This is a genomic window from Pseudoxanthomonas sp. 134C1 (assembly GCF_057773065.1).
Window position 1 is genome coordinate 211,867 of sequence record NZ_JBYMTH010000003.1, and the last position, 23,583, is coordinate 235,449.

Below are 23,583 nucleotides of genomic sequence, written 5' to 3' on the forward strand. Positions count from 1 at the left end.
GGCTTCTCCTGGAAGCAGAAAGGTGATGGCGGACATGATACGCCCCGCCGCCAGCCTGGGAACCCGTTGACCGCCCGCCGTCTCCAACGTCAGCGACCCAGCGCCTGGGCGGTGTCGTCCAGCGCCTTCCAGGCCTTGTCGAACAACTCGTCGACCTGCTCGCGGGTGATCACCAGCGGCGGCGACAGCAGCATCGCATCCCAGGTGGCGCGCAGGATCAGGCCACGCTTGAGGGCGAAGTCGCGGCACATCACCCCGACCGAACCACGATCCGGGAAGAACCCGCGCTGGCCCTTGTCCGGCACCAGTTCCAGCGCCCCGACCAGGCCGGCGATGCGCGCCTGTCCGACCAGCCGATGCTCGCCCAGTTCGGCCCAGCGCTGCGCCAGATACGGCGCGATCTCGGTCCTGGCGCGTTCGACGATCTTCTCTTCCTGCAGGATGCGGATGTTCTCCAGCGCCACCGCCGCGCACACCGGATGTCCGGAATAGGTGGCGCCGTGCGCCAGCTCGCCACCCTGCGCCTTCAGCACGTTCGCCACACGGTCGTTGAACATCGCCGCGCCCAGCGGGATGTAGCCGGAGGTGATGCCCTTGGCCACCGGCATGATGTCCGGCTGGAAGCCGAAGTACTGCGAGCCGAACCACTCGCCGGTGCGGCCGAAGCCGCAGATGACCTCGTCGGCGATCAGCAGCACGTCGTACTTGCGGCAGATGCGCTCGATTTCCGGCCAGTAGGTGCGTGGCGGGATGTACACGCCGATGGCGCCCATGATCGGTTCGCCGATGAAGGCGGCCACCCGTTCCGGACCCAGCTCCAGGATCTTGTCCTCCAGCCGGCGCGCCGCGACCCGGCCGTACTCGTCCTCGGACAACTCGCCGCCGTCGGCGAACCAGAACGGCGGATCGATGTGGTGGATGTCCGGAATCGGCAGGCCACCCTGCTTGTGCATGCCCTTCATGCCGCCCAGGCTGGCGCCGGCCATGGTTGTGCCGTGGTAGCCGTCGTGGCGGCCGATGAAGATGTTCTTGCGCGGCTGATCCTGCACGGCCCAGAAGTGCCGCACCAGCCGCAGGATGGTGTCGTTGGCCTCGGAGCCGGAATTGACGAAGAAGGAATGGTTGATGTCGCCAGGCGCCAGTTCGGCCAGCTTGGCCGCCAGTTCGATGGTCGGTTCGGTGGTGCACTGGAAGAAGCTGTTGTAGTACGCCAGTTGCGTCATCTGCTTCGACGCGACCTCACCCAGTTCCCTGCGCCCGTAGCCGATGTTGACGCACCACAGGCCGGCGAAGGCATCAAGCAACTGGTTGCCTTCGGCGTCCCACACATAACAGCCCTCGCCGCGGGTGAGAATGCGGGTGCCTTTTTTCGCCAGGGCGGCGTTGTCGTTGAAAGGGTGCAGGTGGTGTTCGGCGTCGAGCTTCTGGAGAGTGCGGATGTCGAGGTGTTCCATGAGGACTCCGGGATAACGTTCTTTATGGCTTGTTGTTAGCGCTGGATTCGAACTGAAGCGCTCAGGGCGCTTGCGCATGATGGCGTCGTCGGTGCTCACCGATGGCGCGCTCGCCGCGAGGCGTCCCTTTCTTTGCTTGTGCAAAGAAAGGAACCAAAGAAACACACCCCTGACGGCGTACCCTCCGCTTCGCTCCGGGTCCGCAATCGGTCCGGGAATTTTCGGAAGGGGCATCCTGCCCCTGCCGAAAACGGCGCACGTCCTGTGCGCCGACCTGCGGGTTTACCCGGCCCGCTTGCCACACCTCAACGGGGGCCCGAAAAGCAAAAGCAACGGCAAAGGCAAAGGCAAAGGCAAAGTCGCGAGGAGTTCGCGGCCGGAGGCCACTCCTACCTAGCACAGAGGCCCTTCGGCTTCGGCTTTGGCCCTTGCTCCTGGGCCCCCATCCGCAGCGGTGGCATCGGTGGGTAAACCCTTCAGGGCGCCGCGCACGACGCGCGGCGTTTTGGGCAGGCACAGGGATGTGCCTTCCCAAAATTCCCATCGGTGACACGGACCCCGGCCGCGCAGCGGCTGGGGCGCGAGGACCGGGGTGTGCTTTCTTTTGGTTACTTTTCTTTGCACAAGCAAAGAAAAGTGATGCCCCGCGGCAAGCGCGCCATGGCCGGCGGCCGGCACCACCCACGCGCGCCAGCGCCCGACGCCCCATCCCACGATGGCCCAAAAGATCTCGCACCATGAACACTCAGACGTTCAACAGCAGGAATTCCCGCTCCCACGAACTGATCACGCGGAAGAAGGTCTCGTACTCCTTGCGCTTCACCGACACATACGCCCGCACGAACCGCGGCCCCAGCATCTCCTGCAACGGCTTGCAGGCCTCCAGCCCGTCCAGCGCCTCGCCCAGCGAACGCGGCAGGTCGTAGCCGATTTCCTTGGCGCTGCCGGAAGTCGGCGCGGTCGGCTTGAGCTTCTCGCGGATGCCCAGCAGGCCGCAGGCCAGGGTCGCCGCCATGGCCAGGTAGGGATTGGCGTCGGAACCGGCGAAGCGGCTTTCCACCCTCATGTTCTCCGGGGTGTCCATCGGCACCCGCAGGCCGCAGGTACGGTTGTCGTAACCCCACTGCACGTTGCTGGGCGAGACCTCGCCGAACATCAGGCGACGGTAGGAATTGACGTTCGGCGCGAAGAACGCCATCGCCATCGGCACGTACTTCTGCAGGCCGGCCAGGTAGTGCCCGAACACCGGGCTGAACCTGCCCGGGTCCTTGCCGCTGAACACGTTGTGCCCCTTCTTCGCGTCCACCACGCTCTGGTGGATGTGCATGGCGCTGCCGGGCTCGTTCTCCATCGGCTTGGCCAGGAAGGTCGCGTAGACGCCGTGTCGCATCGCGGCCTCGCGCATGGTGCGCTTGAACAGGAACACCTGGTCGGCCAGCGACATCGCGCCGGCGTGGGTGAAATTGACTTCCAGCTGGGCCGCGCCGGATTCGTGGATCAGCGTATCCACGTCCAGTTCCATCGCGTCGCAGTAGTCGTACATCAGGTCCAGGATCGGGTCGAACTCGTTGACCGCGTCGATCGAGTACGACTGGCGCGCGGTCTCCGGGCGCCCGGAGCGGCCGGCCGGCGGCAGCAGCGGAAAATCCGGATCGGTGTTCTTCTGCACCAGGAAGAATTCCAGCTCCGGCGCCACCACCGGGCGCAGGCCCGCCTTCTCGTACTCGGCCAGCACGCGCCGCAGCACGTTGCGCGGCGCCAGTTCGTGCGGCTGTCCGGCCTTGGTGTAGCAGTCGTGGATGATCTGCGCGGTGGGATCGGCCGCCCACGGCACCATCCGCACGGTGTCCGGATCCGGGCGCAGCATCATGTCCGAGTCCGAGGGCGAGGTCAGTTCGTAGTAGTCGTCCGGATAGTCGCCGGTGACGGTGGTGGCGAAGATGCCTTCGGGCAGGCGGGTGCCGTAATCATGCGAGAACTTGTCGGCGGGAATGATCTTGCCGCGTGCGTTGCCGGTGATGTCCGGCACCAGGCATTCGACCTCGGTGATGCGGCGTTCCTTCAGCCAGCGCCGCAGCGCGCTCTCTTCGGTCTGCTGCGGCGTGGTCTGTTTTCGGGCGTTTTTTTTCTGGCTCATGGGAAGACGGTTCGGAAAGGGGAACGGGAAGGACGCAATCGCTTCACGCCGCGCGGGGCGGCGGGCGTTCCCGTGCGCGCCGATCGGCGTGCTCCCGGCAGGCGGTTCCGAAGGCCTGGAAGATCGACAGATAGAACGGGTTTTCGGTGACCCGCCATTCCGGATGCCATTGCACGCCGAGCAGGAAGCCCGGGCCGTCGTGGCGGAAGGCCTCGATCAGCCCGTCCGGCGCGGTCGCCTCCACGATCAGATCGCGCCCGAGCCGGCGCACGCCCTGCCCGTGCAGCGAATTGACCTTCACCCGCTCCACGCCCGCCCAGCGCGCCAGCAGGCCGTCCGGCGCCAGCGTGATGGCGTGCGCGGGACCGTACTGCACGTCCACTGGATCGTCAGGACGTTCGCGGTGATCCATGAAGCCGGGCTGCTCATGCACCTTCTGGTACAGGCTTCCGCCGAGGGCGACGTTGACTTCCTGGAAACCGCGGCAGATCGCCAGCAGCGGCACGCCCATGTCCATCGCCAGCGGAATCAGCGCCAGATTGGTGGCGTCGCGGCGCGGATCCAGCAGGTTGCCCTCGTAGCTGGATTCGTCGCTGTAATGATGCGGTTCGATGTTGCTGACCGAGCCGGTCAGCATGATGCCGTCCACGCCACGCAGGAACTCGCGCAATGGCAACGCCGGGTCCAGCGTGGGCAGGAGCACCGGCATCGCGCCGGCGCCGTCGACCACCGCGCGGATGTATTTCTCCCCGACCGCGAGGAAGGGATGCGCGCCGATTTGCTTGTGATCGGTCGGCAGGCCGACCAGCGGCTGGCTGGTCATGCAGGGGGCTCGGGATGGCTTGGACTCACCTTAGCCCGGCCGTTTTATTTTTACAACACGGGGCGCCAATCAGCCGCCACACGCCCCTGAATGGTGCGCAGCAGCACCGGTTTCGGGCATTTTTTCGTACCCGACGCCGGGAGCATCGTTGAGTATTCTTGACAATGCATCTCCTCTGCTAAGCTGGCTCCGGCCTTCCGGAGCGCCTGCATGAACCTCCCTTCCCACCCCGAATCACCCGCCGCCGCGGGTCTGCCCGAGGACGACGCCGCCACCCTGCGCGGCATCCACGGCTGCGAACTGATCGACCTGATCCTGCCGGACATGAACGGGCTGCTGCGCGGCAAGCGCATCACCCGCGATGCGCTGGACAAGGTCTACACCGATGGGGTCTGCCTGCCGATGTCGCTGATCGCCACCGACATCACCGGCAACACGGTCGAGGAAACCGGGCTGGGCTACGACATCGGCGACGAAGACCGCATCTGCCGGCCGGTGCCGGGCTCGCTGCGATTCGTGCCGTGGGCGCCGCGGCCGATGGCGCAGTTGCTGCTGGCGATGGAGGACGCGGCCGGCGGCCTGTTCGAGGCCAATCCGCGCGAGGTATTGCGGCGGGTGCTGGCGCGCTACGCCGCGCGCGGACTGAAGCCGGTGGTCGCGGTGGAACTGGAGTTCTACCTGTTCGAGCAGCGCCCGGACGCCGACGGCCGTCCGGTGGCGTCGCGCAATCCCGCCACCGGCGCGCCCAACCGCAGCACGCAGGTCTACTACATGGAAGACCTCAACGACTATCGCGGCTTCACCGACGCGGTCGCCGACGCCTGCCGCGTCCAGCGCATTCCCGCCGACACCGCCGTCGCCGAATACGCGCCCGGGCAGTTCGAGATCAACCTCAAGCATCGCGACGACGCCCTGCTGGCGTGCGATGACGCCATCTACCTGAAGCGCGCGATCAAGGCGATCGCCCAGCAGCAGGGCGCGCTGGCCAGCTTCATGGCCAAGCCGCTGGTCGATCAGGCCGGCAGCGGCATGCACATCCACGTCAGCGTGCTGGACGGCGAGGGCCGCAACGTGTTCGCCTCGCCGGTCGGACAGCCAGCCGATGCGTTACGCCACGCCATCGGCGGGCTGCAGCGCAGCGCCGCCGACTGCCTGCTGCTGTTCGCGCCCAACGCCAACAGCTACCGGCGCTTCGTGCTCAACGCATTCGTGCCGCTCAATACCTGCTGGGGCTACAACAACCGCACCGTCGCCATGCGCATCCCGCACGGCAGCGAGGCCAATACACGGGTCGAACACCGCATCGCCGGCGCCGACGCCAACGTCTACCTGGTCACCGCCGCGGTGCTGGCGGGCATGCTGCACGGCATCGAGAACGGCTTCGATCCCGGCCCACCGATCGTCGGCAACGCCTACGAGCAGACCGAGAACCTGACCCCGTTCTGGCGTGACACCATCGACGACTTTCTCGCCAGCGACTTCGTCGCCGAATGGTTCGGCGCCCCGTTCCGGCATATCTACGGCCAGCAGAAGCTCAAGGAAATGCGCAGCTTCAACACCCAGGTCACCGATCTGGAATACGACTGGTACCTGCGGTCGGTATGAGCCGGCGCGACGCCGCCGCCTATCCGCCCTCCTGGTACGCGGCCAGCGCCGCGCCGTTGCCGCCGCAGCCGCGGCTGGAAGGCGAACTGCGGGCCGACGTGTGCATCCTCGGCGCCGGATACACCGGCCTGTCGGCGGCGCTGGAACTGGCCGAAGCCGGTTATCGCGTGGTGGTGCTGGAAGCCGAGCGGATCGGCTGGGGCGCCAGCGGCCGCAATGGCGGCCAGGCGATCGTCGGCTACGGCTGCGAGCAGGACACCCTGGAGCGCCTGGTCGGTCGCGCCGACGCGCGCCGCCTGTTCGATTTCTCGCGCGACGGCATGGCGCTGATGCGGGATCGCATCCATCGCCACGCCATCGCCTGCGACTGGCGCGATGGACACGCCAGTGTGCCGATCAAGCCGCGCCAGGAGCAGGCGCTGAAGCGCTGGCAGGCGCACATGGCCGAGCACTACGACTATCCGATGGAATGGTGGGACCGCGAACAACTGCGCGCGCAACTGGCCAGCGATCGCTATCTCGGCGCCATCTACGACCCGCTCAGCGGCCATCTGCATCCGCTCGAATACGCCTTCGGCCTGGCCCGCGCGGCGCTCGCGGCCGGCGTGCGCATCTTCGAGCATTCGCGGGTCACCCGGATGGAACGTGGCGCCGCCCCGATCCTGCACACCGACGCCGGGCAGGTCCGTTGCGATTTCGCCGTGCTGGCCGGCAATGCCTGGCTGCGCGGCGTCGCGCCGGAGCTGGAATCGCGGATCATGCCGGTCGGCACCTACATCGGCGCCACCACGCCACTGGGCGAGGAACGCGCCCGCGCGCTCATCCGCAACGGCATGGCGGTGGCCGACGTGAACTGGGCGCTGGACTATTTCCGCCTGAGCCGCGACCACCGCCTGCTGTTCGGTGGCCGCGCCAGCTATTCCACCCTGCCCCCGCCCAACCTGCGCGGGACCATGGCGCGACGGATGCGGCGGGTGTTCCCGCAACTGGCCGAGGTCGGGATCGAGTACGTCTGGGGCGGCTACGTCGACATCTCGCTCAACCGCGCGCCGCACTGGGGGCGGCTGGCGCCCAACGTCTACTTCGCCCAGGGCTTCAGCGGACACGGCGTGGCGGCCACCGGCCTGGCCGGCAAGGTCATCGCCGAAGCCATCCGTGGACAGGCCGAACGCCTGGACGCCTTCGCCCGCATCCCCCACCGCCCCTTCCCGGGCGGCCGCCTGCTGCGCACGCCGATGCTGGTGGCGGCGATGGCCTGGTACAAGTTGCGCGACGCACTCTGGTAGGCATTTCCCGCCGGTTTGATCGGAATCAATGCCCCGCGGGCGGGCCCTTCCTAGAGTGTTTTCCAGGCACGCACACCCCGGCGTGCGGGAAGTACCGACATGGCCCTACTCGTCTGGCAGGACGACCTGAACACCGGCGTGGACGTGATCGACGCCCAGCACCGCCGCATCGTCGAGATGATCAACCGGCTGCACATCGCCAACCGTTCGATGGAACGGATCGCGGTCGCCGAGGTGATCGAGGAACTGGTCGACTACACCCTCTCCCATTTCGCCTTCGAGGAGGAGCTGATGGAAGAGGCCGGTTATCCGTTCTCGGCCGCGCACAAGCGCGTGCATCAGCTGTTCGCCAAGCGCGTGGGCGAGTACCGGCTGCGCTTCGAGGCCGGCGACGACATCGGCGACGAACTGCGATCCATGCTCGCGCGGTGGCTGTACAACCACATCCGCAGCGACGACAAGGACTATGCCGACGCGGTGAAGCACCACCTCAACCTGTTCGCCCGGAAGCACCAGGAAGGCGGCTGGCTGGGCCGCACGCTCAAGCGGCTGTTCCGGTAGAGCGGGGCTTGCCCCGCCGGTTCCGCTGCCCGTAAAGCGGAGCTTTGCCCCGCTGCGCGATGGCGGCGAAGCCATGCGCCTCAACGCGGACGCGGCATCAGCCACAGCGCCAGCAGGGTCAGCGCCGCGGCGGCGCAGAGGTAATAGCCCACGTAGGCCAGTCCGAACTGTTCGGCCAGCTTGGTCGCCACGTAGGGCGCCAGCGATGCGCCGAAGATGCCGGCCAGGTTGAACGCCAGCGACGCGCCGGTGTAGCGGACCTCGGTGGGAAACATCTCCGCCAGGATCGTGCCGCACGGTCCGTAGGTCAGGCCCATGATGCCCAGGCCCAGCGCCAGGAACAGCAACACGCCGGCGGCGTTGCCGGAAGAGAACAGCGGCGCGAACGCCAGCCCGAACGCGAAGATGGCGACGCTGGCGAGAATCATCGCCCGCCGCCGCCCGCGCCGGTCCGCGTACAGCGCGGCCGCCGGAATCCCGATGGCGAAGAACAGCACGCCGACCATCTGCAGCAGCAGGAACTGCTCGCGCGAATAGCCCAGCCGCGAGGTGCCCCAGCTCAACGCGAACACCGTCATCAGGTAGAACAGCACGAAGGTCGCCATCGCCGCGAAGGTGCCGGCCAGGAGCGCGCGCGGGTGCTGCTTCAGCACGGTGATCATCGGCAGGCGCACGCGTTCGTCGCGGTCCAGGGTCTTCTGGAAATCAGGCGTCTCGGTGATGCGCAGGCGCACCCACAGGCCGACGATCACCAGCGCCGCGCTGGCCAGGAACGGAATGCGCCAGCCCCAGGCCAGGAACTGCGCGTCGGTCATCAATTCGGTCAGCAGCAGGAAGATGCCGGTCGAGCACAGGAAACCGATCGGTGCACCCAGTTGCGGGAACATGCCATACCAGGCGCGCTTTCCCGGCGGCGCGTTCTCGGTCGCCAGCAGTACCGCGCCGCCCCATTCTCCGCCCAGCCCCAGTCCCTGGCCGAACCGGCACAACGCCAGCAGCAGCGGCGCGAAGATGCCGATGCTGGCGTAGGTCGGCAGCAGCCCGATGGCGACGGTGGACAGCCCCATGGTCAGCAGGGCAGCCACCAGCGTGGCCTTGCGGCCAATCCGGTCCCCGTAATGGCCGAATATCGCCGAACCGATCGGTCTGGCGAAGAACGCCAGCGCGAAGGTCGCCAGCGACTGCAGCGTCGCCGCCCCGGTATCGCCTTCCGGGAAGAACAGTTTCGGGAACACCAGCACCGCGGCGGTGGCGTAGATGTAGAAATCGAAGAACTCGATGGTGGTGCCGATGAGGCTGGCGAACAGGACGCGACGGGGAGAATTGCCCGGCAGGGCGGGATCGGCAACGGCGGTGGCGGTCATGGGAGCGCGGAGGGGGGTGACGGCCCGATTCTGGCAGATCCGGGGGTGAGCAAAGGCAAATCCCCCTCGGTCCCCCTTTTTCAAAGGGGGAGGACCAACCGTTCGATTGGCCTGCCTCTGATGCAAAGGGTAAATCCCCTTCGGTCCCCCTTTTCAAGGGGGGAGGACCAGCCGTTCGATTGGCTTGCCTCCGACGCAAAGGGCAAATCCCCCTCGGTCCTTCTTTTTGCAAAGGGGAAGGTCATCGCGGACTGTCGTGATAGTGAAAGACAGCCCCCCTTTCCCCCTTTGCAAAAGGGGGCGGGCGACTGCGAAGCAGGCGACGGGGAATTTGCTCCTGGCGCCATTCCACACACCTCCTCCCCGCTTTCATGCGATCCTCCCCACGTTCCCCCTTCATGCAGGAGCCCCGCCATGGATGAAGATCTGGACACGCTCTCGCGCGACGAACTGATTTCAGAAGTACGCCGGCTGCGCGCCGGCATCCGCGAGCACCGCGACAGCACCGGGCACGATCTGTGCTGGCACCATCCCGCGCTGTGGGGCCTGCTGCCCGAGAAAAGCGATCCGCAGCCGGAAGTCCCCGAGTGGCCACAGTTCCTGCGCGGCTGCATCCGCTACCGGCAATCGCTGGACCAGCAACTACCCGATGCGCCGCGCACCCATCGGCCATTCACTCCCGAAGACCCGGACCTGTAGGAGCGACACCAGTCGCGACCGTGGACCGCGCAAACGTTCTTGTGGGAGCGGCGTGAGTCGCGAAAACTCGCGAAGTCTCCCGTGTTCCGGAGCGAGAGCATCGCGACTCACGTCGCTCCCACAGGGAAAGTTGCCGGACCGCCTCAATCCGCCACGTTGTTCCAGGTCGTCTTGACCTCGGTGTACCTGCAGGAGAGCGACGCCAGTCGCGACCGTGAACCGGGCAAACGTTCTTGTGGGAGCGGCGTGGGTCGCGAAGACTCGCGAAGTCTCACGTGTTCCGGAGCGAGAGCATCGCGACTCACGTCGCTCCCACAGGGAAGGTTGCCGGACCGCCTCAATCCGCCACGTTGTTCCAGGTCGTCTTGACCTCGGTGTACCTGCAGGAGAGCGACGCCAGTCGCGACCGTGAACCGGGCAAACGTTCTTGTGGGAGCGGCGTGAGTCGCGAAAACTCGCGAAGTCTCACGTGTTCCGGAGCGAGAGCATCGCGACTCACGTCGCTCCCACAGGGAAAGTTGCCGGACCGCCTCAATCCGCCAGATTGATCCAGGTCGCCTTGACCTCGGTGTATTTGTCGAAGGCGTGCAGCGATTTGTCGCGACCGTTGCCGGACTGCTTGTAGCCGCCGAACGGGGCGGTCATGTCGCCGCCGTCCCAATAGTTCACCCACACGCTGCCGGCACGCAGTCTGCGCGCGACGCGATGGGCGCGGGCGATGTCGCGCGTCCACACGCCGGCGGCCAGACCGTACTCGGTGTCGTTGGCCATGCGCAGCGCCTGTTCCTCGGTGTCGAAGGCGATCACCGACAGCACCGGGCCGAAAATTTCCTCGCGCGAGATGGTGTGCTCGTGGGCGACGCCGTCGAACACCGTCGGCTCGATGTAGCAGCCGCCGGACACCACCTCGGCGCGCCCGCCGCCCAGCACCAGCTTCGCGCCCTCCGCCACGCCCTTCTCTATGTAGCCCAGCACGCGCGCGGTCTGGGTTTCATCGACCATCGCACCCATCGGCGCTCCGGGATCCAGTGGGTGGCGCGGCTGCATCTTCCGTCCCGCCTCGACCACGCGGGCGACGAACTCATCCTTGATCGAACGCTCCACCAGCAGGCGCGAGGCGGCGGTACACACCTCGCCCTGGTTGTAGAAGATGCCGCCGGCCGCAGCCTCGGCGGCCTTGTCCAGATCCGGCGCGTCGGCGAACACCAGGTTCGGGCTCTTGCCGCCGCATTCCATGTAGGCGCGCTTCATGTTCGACAGGCCGGCGCATTGCAACAGGCGCTTCCCGACCGCGGTGGAACCGGTGAACACCAGTCCGTCCACATCCATGTGCAGTGCCAGCGGTTCGCCGGCTTCCTTGCCGAATCCGGGCACCACATTGAACACGCCGGCGGGAATGCCCGCCTCCATCGCCAGTTCAGCCAGCCGGATCGCGCTCAGCGGGGATTTCTCCGAAGGCTTCAGCACGATCGAATTGCCGGTCGCCAGCGCGGGCGCGAACTTCCACGCCGCCATCAGCATCGGGAAATTCCACGGCACGATCGCGCCGACCACGCCCAGCGGCTCGCGGGTCACCAGGCCCAGTTCGTCCGGGCCGGTGGCGGCGATTTCGCCATACACCTTGTCCAGCGCCTCGCCGGTCCAGCTCACGCAGCGGATCGTCGCGGCCACGTCCACCTGGCGCGCGTCGGTGACCGGCTTGCCCATGTCCAGCGACTCGAGCAGCGCCAGCTCGTCGCCATGTTTCTCGATCAACTGGGCGAACTTCAGCAGCACCTTCTTGCGGTGGGTCGGCTTCGCATTGGCCCACGCACCGGACTCGAAACTGCGCCGCGCCGCGGCCACCGCGCGATCGATGTCCTCGCCAGCGCCCTCGGCCACCTTCGCCAGCACCCGCCCATCGATGGGGCTGACGCAGTCGAAGGTCCTGCCGCTGGCCGCGTCCACGTAGCGTCCGTCGATGAAGGCCTGGCTGCGGATGGACAGGCCGCCGGCCATCGCCAGCCAGTCTTCGCGGGTGCGGGGTGCGTTCATCGTCGGCTCCTGGGGGAATGGGTGGCGACGCCGCCGCCACGCGGGCGGCGGCGGAGAATCAGAATGTGGCCGGGGTGTTGGCGCTGACGATCACCGCGTCGTCCTCGCCCACGCTGCGGAAGCGGTGCGGGACCCGGCTTTCGAAATAGTAGGCCTCGCCGGGCCCGAGCACGCGGACCTGGTCGCCCACGGTCACTTCCAGGCGGCCGGCGATGATCACCCCGCCCTCCTCGCCCTCGTGGCGCAGCATCGCCTCGCCGGTGTCGGTGCCGGCCGGCATCACCTCGCGCAGGATGCACATCTGCCGCTGCGGGCGATGCTGGCCGACCAGGAAGTAGTGAATGCCGTTGCTGCCGACGTCCGGCAGATCGTCCACGCCATAGAACGGGTTGTCGGGCAGGCCGGCTTCCAGGTCCAGGGTGAAGAAATCGGCCAGCGAAATCGGAATGCCGTCCAGCACCTTCTTCAATGAACTGACCGAAGGGCTGACCTTGTTCTGTTCGATCAGCGAGATGGTGCTGTTGGTGACGCCCACGCGCTTGGCCAGCTCGCGCTGGCTGAGGTGCTTTGATTTGCGGACGAGTTGCAGGCGGGCGCCGATGTCCATTCCCGTGGGCGTACCGGTGGCGGATGTTGCGGATACTTTACACCCGGTGAGGAGGGCGTCAATTTGGGGTGCCCCCTGTCGTCCCACTCGAAAAGCTTCCGCGCTGCGCGCGGGTCACTTTCTTTGCCCGTGCAAAGAAAGTAACCAAAGAAAGCACTCCCCCGGTCGGCCGCCCGGCGCCAGAGGCGCCGGGTTCGCGGACAGCGCGGGAATTTCCGGAAGGCACATCCATGTGCCTGCCGGAAACGGCGCGCTTCCTGCGCGCCGCCCCTGCGGGGTTTGACCCGCGCCATCCGCCGGCCTGAAAGGGGGCCCTAAAGCACAGAAGCAAAAGCCGGAGCCAGGCCATATCAACGGCAGTTGTAAAGTTTATTCAACGCGGTAAGCTGCGGCCCTACCCCCGCAGCCAGGAGCCGCCATGAGCGCCGACGCCCCCTCCTCCTCCCGCGCGCTGGCCGATTTCTACCAGACCCAGGCCCTGCAGGCGCCCGAATCGCTCAATGCGTTCTGGATGCCGTTCACCGCCAACAAGCAGTTCAAGGCGGCGCCACGCCTGCTCGCGAGCGCTTCCGGCATGCATTACCGATCGGTCGATGGCCGCGAGATTCTCGATGCCACGGCGGGCCTGTGGTGCTGCAACGCCGGCCATGCGCGACCGCGCATCGTCGAGGCGGTGAAGAAGCAGATCGAGACGCTCGACTTCGCGCCCAACTTTTCGATGAGTTCGCCGCTGCCGTTCGTGCTGGCCGAGCGGCTGGCCGAACTGACCCCGGGCGATCTCAACCACGTCTTCTACACCAACTCCGGATCCGAGTCTGTCGACACCGCGCTGAAGATCGCGCTGGCCTATCACCGCGCGCGCGGCGAGGGCCAGCGCACCCGCCTGATCGGCCGCGAGAAGGCGTACCACGGTGTAGGCTTCGGCGGCATTTCGGTCGGCGGCCTGCCCAACAACCGCAAGTGGTTCGGCAGCCTGCTGCCGGGCGTGGATCACCTGCGCCATACCCTGGATCTGGAGCGCAACGCGTTCTCGCGCGGACTGCCGCCATCCGGTATCGAACTGGCCGAGGATCTGGAGCGCCTGGTCGCGCTGCACGACGCCTCCACCATCGCCGCGGTGATCATCGAACCGATCTCCGGCTCGGCCGGCGTGATCATCCCGCCGGAAGGCTATCTGCGCCGCATCCGCGAGATCTGCGACAAGTACGGCATCCTGCTGATCTTCGACGAGGTCATCACCGGCTTCGGTCGCCTCGGCCGCGCCTTCGGTGCGCAACGCTTCGACGTCACCCCCGACATCATCACCGCCGCCAAGGGCCTCACCAACGGCTGCGTGCCGATGGGCGCGGTGTTCGTCTCGGAGAAGATCCACGACGCGTTCTCGCACGGCCCGGACAACGCCATCGACCTGTTCCACGGCTACACCTATTCCGGCCATCCGCTGGCCTGCGCCGCCGCGCTGGCGACACTCGACACCTATGCCGAGGAGAACCTGTTCCAGCGTTCACTGGAGATGAGCGACTACTGGGAGGACGCCATTCATGGCCTGCGCGATCTGCCCAACGTGGCCGACATCCGCAACTTCGGCCTGATCGGCGCGATCGAGATGGTGCCACGTCCGGGGGCGCCCGGCGCCCGCGCCTACGACGTGTTCAACCGTGCCTTCCACGAGGGCAACCTGCTGACCCGGGTCACCGGCGACGTCATCGCCCTGTCGCCGCCGCTGATCGTCGAACGCGGCCACATCGATCGCATCTTCGCCACCCTGGCCGATATCATCCGCACCACCGCCTGACCACCGGATTCCGTCACCCGCCTCCTGCACGCCCCGGCGCTCCCCACGCGCATCCATCCTCACGCAACGGAGAGAAACATGCTGATCGGCGTTCCCAAGGAAATCAAGAACCATGAGTACCGCATCGGCCTGACCCCGGCCGGTGCGCGCGAGTTGATCGCCCATGGCCACCAGGTGATGGTGCAGAAGGATGGCGGCAAGGCCATCGGCCTGACCGACGAGCAGTACGCCAAGGCGGGAGCGGAAATCGTCGGCGGCGCGGAGGAGATCTTCCGGCGCGCCGACATGATCATCAAGGTCAAGGAACCGCAGCCGGTGGAATGCGCGATGCTGCGACCCGGCCAGGTCCTCTACACCTATCTGCACCTGGCGCCGGATCCGGAGCAGACCAAGGCGCTGATCGCTTCCGGGGTCACCGCCATCGCCTACGAGACCGTCACCGACAACCGCGGCGGCCTGCCGCTGCTGGCGCCGATGAGCGAAGTGGCCGGGCGCATGTCGATCCAGGCCGGCGCGCACGCGCTGGAGAAGGCGCAGGGCGGCTCCGGCATCCTGCTCGGCGGCGTGCCCGGGGTGAAACCGGCGGAGGTACTGGTCATCGGCGGCGGCGTGGTCGGATTGAACGCCGCACGCATGGCGATGGGCCTGGGCGCGCACGTCACCATCCTCGACCGTTCCATCGATCGCCTGAAGTACATCGACGAGCTGTACGGCGATCGCCTGACCACCATCTATTCCACCCACGACGCGATCGAGGAACGCCTGCCCTACACCGATCTGGTGATCGGCGCGGTGCTGATCCCCGGCGCGGCCGCGCCCAAGCTGGTGTCACGCGCGCAGCTGAAGCTGATGCGTCCGGGCTCGGTGCTGGTGGACGTGGCCATCGATCAGGGCGGCTGCTTCGAGACCAGCCATCCCACCACCCATCAGGATCCGACCTATGAAGTGGACGGCGTCATCCATTACTGCGTCGCCAACATGCCCGGCGGCGTCGCCCGCACCTCCACCTTCGCCCTGACCAACGCCACCCTGCCCTTCGCCGTGCAACTGGCGAACAAGGGCGCGCGCCGCGCCTTGCTGGACGATCCCCACCTGCTCAACGGCCTGAACGTCTACGCCGGCAAGATCACCTACCGGGCCGTGGCCGAGGATCTGGGCTATCCCTACGTACCGGCGGCGCAGGCGCTGGGCTGAACCCGAAACCCGAATCGCCCCCATGACCGAAATCCTCCACCACTTCATCAACGGCCATCCGGTGGCCGGTAGCAGCGGCCGCCACGGCGAGGTTTTCGACCCCGCCACCGGCCACGTCGCCTCGCACGTTCCGCTGGCTTCGGCCGTCGAAGTGGGCGCCGCGGTCCAGGCCGCACAGGCGGCATTCCCGGCGTGGAGCGCGGTCACCCCGCTCAACCGCGCGCGGGTGCTGTTCCGGTTCAAGGAATTGGTGGAACGGCACGCGGACGAGCTCGCCCTGCGCATCACCTACGAGCACGGCAAGGTGCTGTCGGATGCGCGCGGCGAAGTGACCCGCGGGCTGGAAGTGGTGGAGTTCGCCTGCGGCATTCCGCACCTGCTCAAGGGCGAGCATTCGATGAACGTGGGCCGCGGCGTCGACTCCTGGAGCGAACATGCGCCGCTGGGCGTGGTCGCCGGCATCACCCCGTTCAATTTCCCGGCGATGGTGCCGCTGTGGATGTTCCCGGTGGCGCTGGCCTGCGGCAACACCTTCGTCCTCAAGCCCTCCGAGCGGGATCCGTCCGCCTCCCTGATGCTGGCCGAACTGCTGCGCCAGGCCGGCCTGCCGGATGGCGCGTTCAACGTGGTGCATGGCGACAAGGAAGCGGTGGATGCGCTGCTGGACGACCCGCGCGTGCAGGCGGTCAGCTTCGTCGGCTCCACCCCCATCGCGGAGTACATCTATGCGCGTGGCAGCGCCAACGGCAAGCGCGTGCAGGCGCTGGGCGGCGCCAAGAACCACATGGTGGTGCTGCCCGACGCGGATATCGACGGCGCGGCCGCCGCGCTGCTTGGCGCCGGCTACGGTTCGGCCGGCGAGCGCTGCATGGCGATCTCGGTGGCCGTGTGCGTGGGCGATCACACCGCCGACGCGCTGATCGAGAAGCTCGCGCCGCAGGTCGCCGCATTGAAGATCGGCCCCGGCAGCCGCGACACCGAAATGGGACCATTGGTGACCGGCGCGCATCGCGACAAAGTGCGCGGCCATGTCGATCTGGGCGTCGCCGAAGGCGCCACGCTGGTGGTCGACGGGCGCGGGCTGGTCGTGGAAGGCTCCGCCGATGGCTTTTTCCTGGGCGGCTGCCTGTTCGACCACGTCACCCCGGACATGCGCATCTACCGCGAGGAAATCTTCGGCCCGGTGCTGTGCGTGGTGCGGGTGCCCGATCTGGAGACCGCGCTGGAACTGGTCAACGCGCACGAGTATGGCAACGGCGCCGCTGTGTTCACCCGCGACGGCGGCGCCGCGCGCGAGTTCGCCCACCAGGTGCAGGCCGGCATGGTCGGCATCAATGTGCCGATTCCGGTACCGATGGCGTTCCACAGCTTCGGCGGCTGGAAACGCTCGCTGTTCGGCCCGCTGCACGTGCACGGCCCGGACGGCGTGCGCTTCTACACCCGCCTGAAAACCATCACCGCCCGCTGGCCCGAAGGCGCCCGCGGCGCGGAATTCGTCATGCCGACGATGAAGTGAGCGCCGGTGTTTCTCACCGTCGCCTTGTGGGAACGACGTAGGTTGCAAGCTTTTCCCGAAATCGCATCGCGACTCACGCCGCTCCCACGGAAAACAGGGAAGACGCGCCTTACTTCTTCGCCGGCGCGTTCACCTTCGCGCTGACCTTCTGCCCGGCCACCAGCATCGCGTTCGGCGCCAGCACCACCTGCTCGCCGGGCTTCAGGCCCGACAGCACCTCGGCCTCGTTGCCCAGGTTGCGACCCAGCACCACCTTGCGGAACTGCAACAGCGCGTCGCCACCGACCACCGCCACCTGCGCGCCGCTGGCGTCCTGCGATACCGCCGACACCGGCACCAGCACCGCCGGCACCGCGCGCGGCACTTTCAGGCCGATTTCACCCAGCATGCCGGCGGGAATGCGGCTCTCCGGATTGGGCAGGCGAAGTTCGATGCGCATCGCGCCGACGCTGCTGGAGATGTTCTGCGCGCTGCGCACCACTTCCACGTCGAAGGCCTGATCGGCCAGTTCCAGGAAGCGCATCTGGCCGGCCATGCCCGGGCGCACCTGCAGGGCCGCGTTCTGCGGCACGTCGACCACGATGCGAAGCGGATCCAGCGCGTTGACCTCGAACATCGGCAGCGTCGCCGACGCCGAATCGCCGACCACGCGATCGCCGCGTTCGACATTGCGCGCCACCACCACGCCGTCGAACGGCGCGCGCACCACCTGGAAGCCCTGGCGCTCGCGGGCGCTGGACAGGCGCGCCTGCGCGGCGGACGTGGCCGCGCGCGCCGCGCTCAGACTCGCCAGCCGTTCGCTGTGCAGTTCCTTCGAGATGGCGCCGGATCCGACCAGCACGTCGGCGCGATCGAAGTTCGCCTTGGCGAGCGCCTGATTGGCCTGCGCGAGTTCCAGATCCGCGGCGGCCTCACGCACGGCCTGATCGACTTCCGGTGTGGCGATCGTTGCCAGCACCTGCCCGGCTTTCACCTGATCGCCGAGATCCACCCGGCGCTCGCTGACGAAACCGGTGGCACGCGCGTACAGCCTGGCCGACTCGCCGGCTTCGGCGCGTGCCGGCAACCGCAGTTCGGATTGCGGGTCCGCCGCCTTGGCGGGCGTGGTCAGTACTTCCTGCACGGCGCTGGCCGGCTGGGTGGCGGCGGAACTGCGGCCGCAGCCGCTGAGGGTGGCGATGCCGGCCACGACGGCGGCGGCCAGCAGCAGGCCGGTAACGGGAACGGTCTTCATGGGGAGACTCCTGCGCCGGCGGCGTCGCCGGTGGCGGTGGGGGAAGAAACAGCGGAGATATCGCCGGCCCGCGCAGCTTCGGCGCGGCGCTTCTGCCGGCGGCCAAGCACGGCCAGGATCGAGGGCACCAGCACCAGCGTGGCCGGCGTGCCGAACAGCAGGCCGCCGATCACCGCGCGGCCCAGCGGCGCGTTCTGCTCGCCGCCATCACCCAGGCCGATCGCCATCGGGATGATGCCCAGCACCATCGCGCTGGCGGTCATCAGCACCGGGCGCAGGCGCACGGCGGCGGATTCGTACGCGGCCAGTTCCGGATCGTGGCCGTCGGCGATCAGGCCGCGCGCGAAACTGGTCACCAGCACGCTGTTGGCGGTGGATACGCCGATCACCATCATCAGGCCCATCAGCGCCGGCACGCTCAACGGCGTGCCGGTGATGAACAGGCCGATCGCCGCGCCGGCGATGGCGACCGGCAAGCCGGACATCGCCACCAGCGGCTGGATCCACGACTGGAAGTTGATCACCAGTACGAGGAACACCAATACCGCCGACATCAGCAGCCCGCCGGCCAGTTCGCCGTAGGCGCTCTGCATCTCGCCGGCCTGGCCGGTGATCTCGACGCGGTTTCCCGGCTTCATCCGCGCCTGCACGTCGGCGGTGATGCGGGTCAGGCGCGAGTACACCGAACCCAGATCGGTGCCCTGCACGTTCGCCAGCACGCTGACGGTGGGAGCGAGCGTGGTGCGGGCGATGCTGGCCGGCACGTTGCGCGGAGTCACGGTGGCGATGTTGCGCAGCAGGACCGCCTGCCCTTCCCCGCCGATGCGCAGCGGCATGTTCAGCAGGGTCTCGGCGTCGGGCAGGCTGGCCGGCGGCGCCTGCACCTGCACGGTGTAGGCGATCGCGTTGACGGTGTCGGTCCAGTACACCGGCGTGACCGTGCCGGAGGTACCGAGCACCGACAGCACCGCGCGGCTGGCCTGCTGCGCGTCCAGCCCGAGCTGGGCGGCGCGGGTGCGATCGATGTGCACGCGGTACTCGGGCAGATCCAGGATCTGCCGCAGCGCCACGTCCACCGCGCCCGGCTCCTGGCGCAGGCGGCTTTCCACCTCGCGCGCCAAAGCCAGGTTGCCCGGCACGTCACGCCCGATCAGGCGCACCTCGAAGGCGGCGGCGGCCGAGCCTGCCAGGGTGCGGCTGGTGGCGTCCGGCGGACGCTCGAACACCTTCACGTCGGGGAAGCGTTCGACCATGCGCTGGCGGATCCGCGCCAGGTAGTCGCGGGTCGGCGCGTGTGGCGAGCGCAGCTGCAACATCAGTTCGGCCTCGAACGATCCGACCACCGCACTGTCCACCAGCGACAGGTTGATCGCGTCCGGCACGCCAATCTGCTCGTACACGGTCTGCAACTCGTCGGCCGGGATGATCCGGCGGATCTCGCGCTGGATCTCGGTCAGGCGCTGGGTGGTCTGCTCCAGTCGCGTGCCCGACGGCATGCGCACCTGCAGCCGCAGCTGGCCGGCGTCGACCTGCGGGAAGTACTCGCGCCCCAGCAGCGCACCGGCGCCAACGCCCACCGCGATCACCAGCAGCGCGGCGATCGCCAGCACGCCGCCGTGATGGCCCAGTCGCACCAGCAGCGCATGATGACGCTCGCGCAGGGATTCCAGGATGTGCTCGACCCTGTGGTTGATGCCCAGCAGCAGTTTCTCCGGCGCCCAGCGCGGGTTCTCGCGGCTGCGGATGTCCGCCGGCAGCAACAGGTAGCACAGCACCGGGATCAGGGTGCGCGACAGCAGGAACGAGGCGATCATCGCGAAGATCACCGCCAGCGCCAGCGGGGTGAACACCCATGCCGACAGGCCGGTCATCAACAGGATCGGCGTCAGTACGATGCAGATGGAAACGGTGGAGACGAACTCGGGGAACACCACCTCGCGGGCGCTGTCCAGGATCGCCGTGCGCACGTCCTTGCCCAGGGCGATGTTGCGGTTGGTGTTCTCCACGTCCACCACCGCGTTGTCGACCAGGATGCCGATCGCCAGCGCCAGTCCGCCCAGGGTCATCACGTTGAAGGTGTAACCCAGCAGGTCCAGCATCGCCACGCTGGCCAGCAGCGCCAGCGGAATGGCCGACAGCACGATCAGGCTGGAACGCCAGGAGCCGATGAACACCAGCACCACCAGCGCCACCAGCAGGCCGACCAGCACCGCCTCGTGCTGGATCGAGCCGATGGCGTTGTCGACGAACACCGACTGGTCGAAGATCGGCGCGATGCGCATGCCCGGCGGCGCGGACGCCTCGATTTCCGGCAGCCGCTCGCGCACCGCGCGCACGATCTCCACCGCCGAGGCGCCGCCCAGCTTGATCAGCGCCACCGACACCGCGCTGGAGCCGTCCATCCGCGCGATGTTGGTCTGCAACGCGCCGCCGTCGCGCACCGAGGCGACGTCGCGTACGTACAGCACGACGCCGTCGCGGGTGGCGACCGGCAGGTCGAGGAACTCCTGCACCGAGGCGGGGCTGGCGTCGAGCGAGATCTGCAACTCGCGCGCACCTTCGCGGATCGAACCCGACGGCAGGGTCGGGCTGCCGCGCTCGAGCGCACCGGTGATGTCGGACGGCGTCAGTCCATAGGTCTGCAACGCCGCCGGATTCAGGTCCACCATCACCTGCCGGGCCGCGCCGCCGTAGGGCAGCGTCATGCGGATGCCGGGAATGGTCTGGATCTGCGAGCGCAGTTGCAGGCGCGCGTAGTCGTAAAGCTGCGCCTCGGTCAGCGAATCCGACGACAGCACCAGTTGCAGCACCGGCGTGCTGGATACGTTGTTGCGCACCACCAGCGGCGGCGAGGTGCCCGGCGGCATGCGCCGCAGGATGGTCTGCGACACCGCGGTGATCTGGCCGAGCGCGCGATCCAGGCTGACGTTGGGCTGGAAGTCGATGCGGATGATGCTGGCGCCGTTGATGGTCTCCGAGCGCACTTCCTTCAGGTCATCCACGGTGTTGAGGATGGCCGCCTCGGAGAAGGTGGTGATCTTGGCGGCCATGTCCGCGGCCGACAGGCCGTTGTAGGTCCAGACCAGGTTGATGGACGGAATGCCGACCTCGGGCAGGATGTCGGTCGGCATGCGCCGGGCCGACAGGGTGCCGAACAGCAGGATCAGGATGGCGAGCACCCCGATGGTGTAGCGACGGTTGAGCGCGTACTGGACGATCCACATGGGGCGTGCTTCCAACGACGGGGGAAGCCGGTACGCGGGCGGCACCCCGGCGAGCGGGCACCGTCCCGCATCGCGAGGCGCGCGGGCGCCTCATCCGGTGGGGGACCTTTACGTTAGACGGCTCACCGGCGTGTTCGTTAGTACATTGCTGCCCAATGCTTGCCTATTTCTGCAAACCCGCGCGGCGGCCTTTGCATGAGCGGGCGCGCTTACGAATAATCGCCTTACCCCCGCCCCCCTCCATCGCCATGAGCGCCAACACTTCCGCGGATACCCTCGCCCAGCGCACGACGTGCGCGGCGAAGGCCGAACTGGCGGATCGGATTGCCCAATTGGCAACGTCCGACGGCAGCCACGCCACCGCCATCCCGCAACTGCACCTGATGCGGCGGGATACGCCGACGCCCTGCATTCCCACGGTCTACGAACCACGCCTGTGCATCGTCGCCCAAGGCAGCAAGGAATCGACCCTGGCCGGGCAGACCTATCGCTACGACCCGCTGAACTACCTGGTGGTGTCGGTGACCCTGCCGATGATCGGGCAGGTGATCGAAGCCACACCGGAGAAACCCTACCTGTCGCTGCGCCTGGACATCGATCCGGCGGTGATCGCCTCGTTGATGCTGGACGCCGGACCGCAGCCCACATCCAACCGTCTCGACCCTGGACTGTACGCCGCCAAAGTGACGACCCCATTGCTGGATGCGGTGCTGCGGCTGATGCGCCTGCTCGACACGCCGACGGACCTGCCGGTGCTGGCGCCGCTGGCGATCCGCGAAATCTTCTACCGCGTGCTGGTCGGCGACCTCGGTCACAGCCTGCGCGAAATCGCCGCCGCCGACACCCGCTCGCACCGCATCTCGCGCGCGGTCGCGCACCTGCGTCAACGCTTCCTGCATCCGCTCAACATCGATGAGCTGGCGCAATCGGTGCACATGAGCACGTCCTCGCTGCACCACCAGTTCAAGGCCGTCACCACGCTGTCGCCGCTGCAATTCCAGAAGCAGCTGCGCCTGCACGAGGCACGCCGGCTGATGCTGGCCGACGGCATCGACGCGGTCGCCGCCGCGCACCGGGTCGGTTACGAAAGTCCTTCCCAGTTCAGCCGCGAATACAAGCGCCTGTTCGGCGCCCCTCCGCGCTCGGAGATCGGGCAGGTGCGCCTGACGGTGCGTCCCGGCGCCTGAGCGCCCGGGGCCGTCGGCGGAAACGCCGGTCAATCCAGGTAGCCGGCGAGCAGCGCCCACTCCCATTCCGGGCGCCCGCGTTCGCCGGCCAGCCGGGCCATCGCGAGGTGGTCATAGGGCAAGGCGATGTGCTCCACCCGCCAGCCATGCGCGACCTTTTCCAGGATCGCGTAGCGCGCGTGCGGCGAACCGTTCTCGACCACATACGGCACCGGATGATCGTCGCGATACGCCTGCAGGCCGACGCTGCCGGGATTGAACAACAGCTGCCCCGATGGCGTGCGCACGACGCGCGGCACATGGGTGTGTCCGCAGGCGATGACGGGAGCGGTTTCCCCCGCCAACCGCTGGGCAATCTCGTCGCCCGACGCCATTCGCGTCCCCGGCCCCACCACCGTTTCCAGCAGATGCTCGCAATCGCTGCGCGGGGTGCCGTGGCACAGCAGCAGGTCGTCGTCCACGCGCACGCAGGATTCCAGCGAACGCAGCCAGTCCAGTTCCGCGGTGCCCAGTCGGGATGCCGCGTAGCGGTCGGATTCTCCGCCCCGTCCGTCCCGCAGCAATTGCAGGATCTGCCGTTCGTGATTGCCGGCCAGCGACAACCAGCCCGAGTCCATCAGGAAGCGGGCGGTCTCGCGCGGCAGCAGCGGTCCGGACAGGTTGTCGCCGAGGTTGACCACCCGGGTCGCGCCACGCGCGCGGATGTCGTCCGCCACCGCTTCCAGCGCGGCGAGGTTGCCATGGATATCGGAGACGACGGCGATGCGGGTCATGGGCGCCATGCGTATCGAGGGGAACCGGTGAATCTAGCAGAACGGGATGCCCTGCGCGGTGCGATACTGCGGCACCGGAATCCGCGGGCC

17 protein-coding genes are annotated in these 23,583 nt (G+C 67.7%); 8 read left to right on the top strand and 9 right to left on the bottom strand.

Going from position 1 to position 23,583, the window contains the following annotated elements:
* Positions 1–89: 89 nt before the first annotated feature.
* The 3 genes from AC3DEZ_RS08085 to AC3DEZ_RS08095 form a co-directional block, all read right to left on the bottom strand.
* Positions 90–1,454, bottom strand: coding sequence for an aspartate aminotransferase family protein (locus AC3DEZ_RS08085; RefSeq protein WP_488387738.1), 1,365 nt, complete (start codon positions 1,452–1,454; stop codon positions 90–92).
* A gap of 745 nt (positions 1,455–2,199) precedes the next feature.
* Complete coding sequence (locus AC3DEZ_RS08090) at positions 2,200–3,591, bottom strand: glutamine synthetase family protein (RefSeq protein WP_488387739.1); 1,392 nt, start codon at positions 3,589–3,591, stop codon at positions 2,200–2,202.
* A 43-nt stretch (positions 3,592–3,634) separates the two neighbouring features.
* Positions 3,635–4,414 (bottom strand): gamma-glutamyl-gamma-aminobutyrate hydrolase family protein, encoded by a 780-nt coding sequence (locus AC3DEZ_RS08095; protein ID WP_488387740.1) that lies wholly within the window; start codon positions 4,412–4,414, stop codon positions 3,635–3,637.
* 210 nt (positions 4,415–4,624) lie between these two features.
* On the opposite strand from AC3DEZ_RS08095, the gene AC3DEZ_RS08100 reads away from it, so the two are divergent.
* The 3 genes from AC3DEZ_RS08100 (at position 4,625) to AC3DEZ_RS08110 (ending at position 7,866) form a co-directional block, all read left to right on the top strand.
* Positions 4,625–6,019: a glutamine synthetase family protein gene (locus AC3DEZ_RS08100; RefSeq protein ID WP_488387741.1), complete on the top strand. Its 1,395-nt coding sequence runs from the start codon at positions 4,625–4,627 to the stop codon at positions 6,017–6,019.
* On the top strand, positions 6,016–7,305 hold the full coding sequence (locus tag AC3DEZ_RS08105) for an NAD(P)/FAD-dependent oxidoreductase (protein ID WP_488387742.1): 1,290 nt from the start codon (positions 6,016–6,018) through the stop codon (positions 7,303–7,305). The genes AC3DEZ_RS08100 and AC3DEZ_RS08105 overlap by 4 nt, the downstream gene beginning before the upstream one ends.
* 99 nt (positions 7,306–7,404) lie before the next feature.
* A complete protein-coding gene (locus AC3DEZ_RS08110; protein WP_488387743.1) occupies positions 7,405–7,866 on the top strand; it encodes a bacteriohemerythrin in 462 nt (153 codons plus the stop codon).
* An 80-nt stretch (positions 7,867–7,946) separates the two neighbouring features.
* Here AC3DEZ_RS08110 and AC3DEZ_RS08115 read toward each other — a convergent pair whose 3' ends face one another.
* Positions 7,947–9,230, bottom strand: a complete 1,284-nt coding sequence (locus tag AC3DEZ_RS08115; protein WP_488387744.1) for an MFS transporter — start codon at positions 9,228–9,230, stop codon at positions 7,947–7,949.
* Between the two features lie 414 nt (positions 9,231–9,644).
* Here AC3DEZ_RS08115 and AC3DEZ_RS08120 point away from each other — a divergent pair, with 414 nt between their 5' ends.
* A complete protein-coding gene (locus AC3DEZ_RS08120) occupies positions 9,645–9,929 on the top strand; it encodes a hypothetical protein (protein ID WP_488387745.1) in 285 nt (94 codons plus the stop codon).
* Between the two features lie 531 nt (positions 9,930–10,460).
* Here AC3DEZ_RS08120 and AC3DEZ_RS08125 read toward each other — a convergent pair.
* Together AC3DEZ_RS08125 and AC3DEZ_RS08130 are read right to left on the bottom strand one after the other, a co-directional pair.
* Positions 10,461–11,963 carry an aldehyde dehydrogenase gene (locus tag AC3DEZ_RS08125; protein WP_488387746.1) on the bottom strand — a complete coding sequence of 501 codons (1,503 nt, stop codon included), beginning with the start codon at positions 11,961–11,963 and terminating at the stop codon, positions 10,461–10,463.
* A gap of 58 nt (positions 11,964–12,021) precedes the next feature.
* Positions 12,022–12,570 (bottom strand): cupin domain-containing protein, encoded by a 549-nt coding sequence (locus AC3DEZ_RS08130; RefSeq protein WP_488387747.1) that lies wholly within the window; start codon positions 12,568–12,570, stop codon positions 12,022–12,024.
* Positions 12,571–12,988: 418 nt separating this feature from the next.
* Between AC3DEZ_RS08130 and aptA the strand changes: the two genes are divergently transcribed.
* From aptA to AC3DEZ_RS08145, 3 genes are all read left to right on the top strand, one after another.
* Complete coding sequence (gene aptA / locus AC3DEZ_RS08135; protein WP_447102793.1) at positions 12,989–14,365, top strand: omega-aminotransferase AptA; 1,377 nt, start codon at positions 12,989–12,991, stop codon at positions 14,363–14,365.
* Between the two features lie 78 nt (positions 14,366–14,443).
* Complete coding sequence (gene ald, locus AC3DEZ_RS08140) at positions 14,444–15,559, top strand: alanine dehydrogenase (RefSeq protein WP_488387748.1); 1,116 nt, start codon at positions 14,444–14,446, stop codon at positions 15,557–15,559.
* Positions 15,560–15,581: 22 nt separating this feature from the next.
* Positions 15,582–17,075: a CoA-acylating methylmalonate-semialdehyde dehydrogenase gene (locus AC3DEZ_RS08145; protein WP_488387749.1), complete on the top strand. Its 1,494-nt coding sequence runs from the start codon at positions 15,582–15,584 to the stop codon at positions 17,073–17,075.
* Positions 17,076–17,184: 109 nt separating this feature from the next.
* Here the strand turns inward: AC3DEZ_RS08145 and AC3DEZ_RS08150 are convergent, their stop codons facing one another.
* Positions 17,185–18,309: an efflux RND transporter periplasmic adaptor subunit gene (locus AC3DEZ_RS08150; protein ID WP_488387750.1), complete on the bottom strand. Its 1,125-nt coding sequence runs from the start codon at positions 18,307–18,309 to the stop codon at positions 17,185–17,187.
* Positions 18,306–21,533, bottom strand: coding sequence for an efflux RND transporter permease subunit (locus AC3DEZ_RS08155; RefSeq protein WP_488387751.1), 3,228 nt, complete (start codon positions 21,531–21,533; stop codon positions 18,306–18,308). Before AC3DEZ_RS08155 ends, AC3DEZ_RS08150 begins: the two co-directional genes overlap by 4 nt.
* A gap of 248 nt (positions 21,534–21,781) precedes the next feature.
* Between AC3DEZ_RS08155 and AC3DEZ_RS08160 the strand changes: the two genes are divergently transcribed.
* Positions 21,782–22,720 carry an AraC family transcriptional regulator gene (locus AC3DEZ_RS08160; RefSeq protein WP_488387752.1) on the top strand — a complete coding sequence of 313 codons (939 nt, stop codon included), beginning with the start codon at positions 21,782–21,784 and terminating at the stop codon, positions 22,718–22,720.
* 29 nt (positions 22,721–22,749) lie between these two features.
* Here AC3DEZ_RS08160 and AC3DEZ_RS08165 read toward each other — a convergent pair whose 3' ends face one another.
* Complete coding sequence (locus AC3DEZ_RS08165; RefSeq protein WP_488387753.1) at positions 22,750–23,493, bottom strand: metallophosphoesterase family protein; 744 nt, start codon at positions 23,491–23,493, stop codon at positions 22,750–22,752.
* Positions 23,494–23,583: the final 90 nt, after the last annotated feature.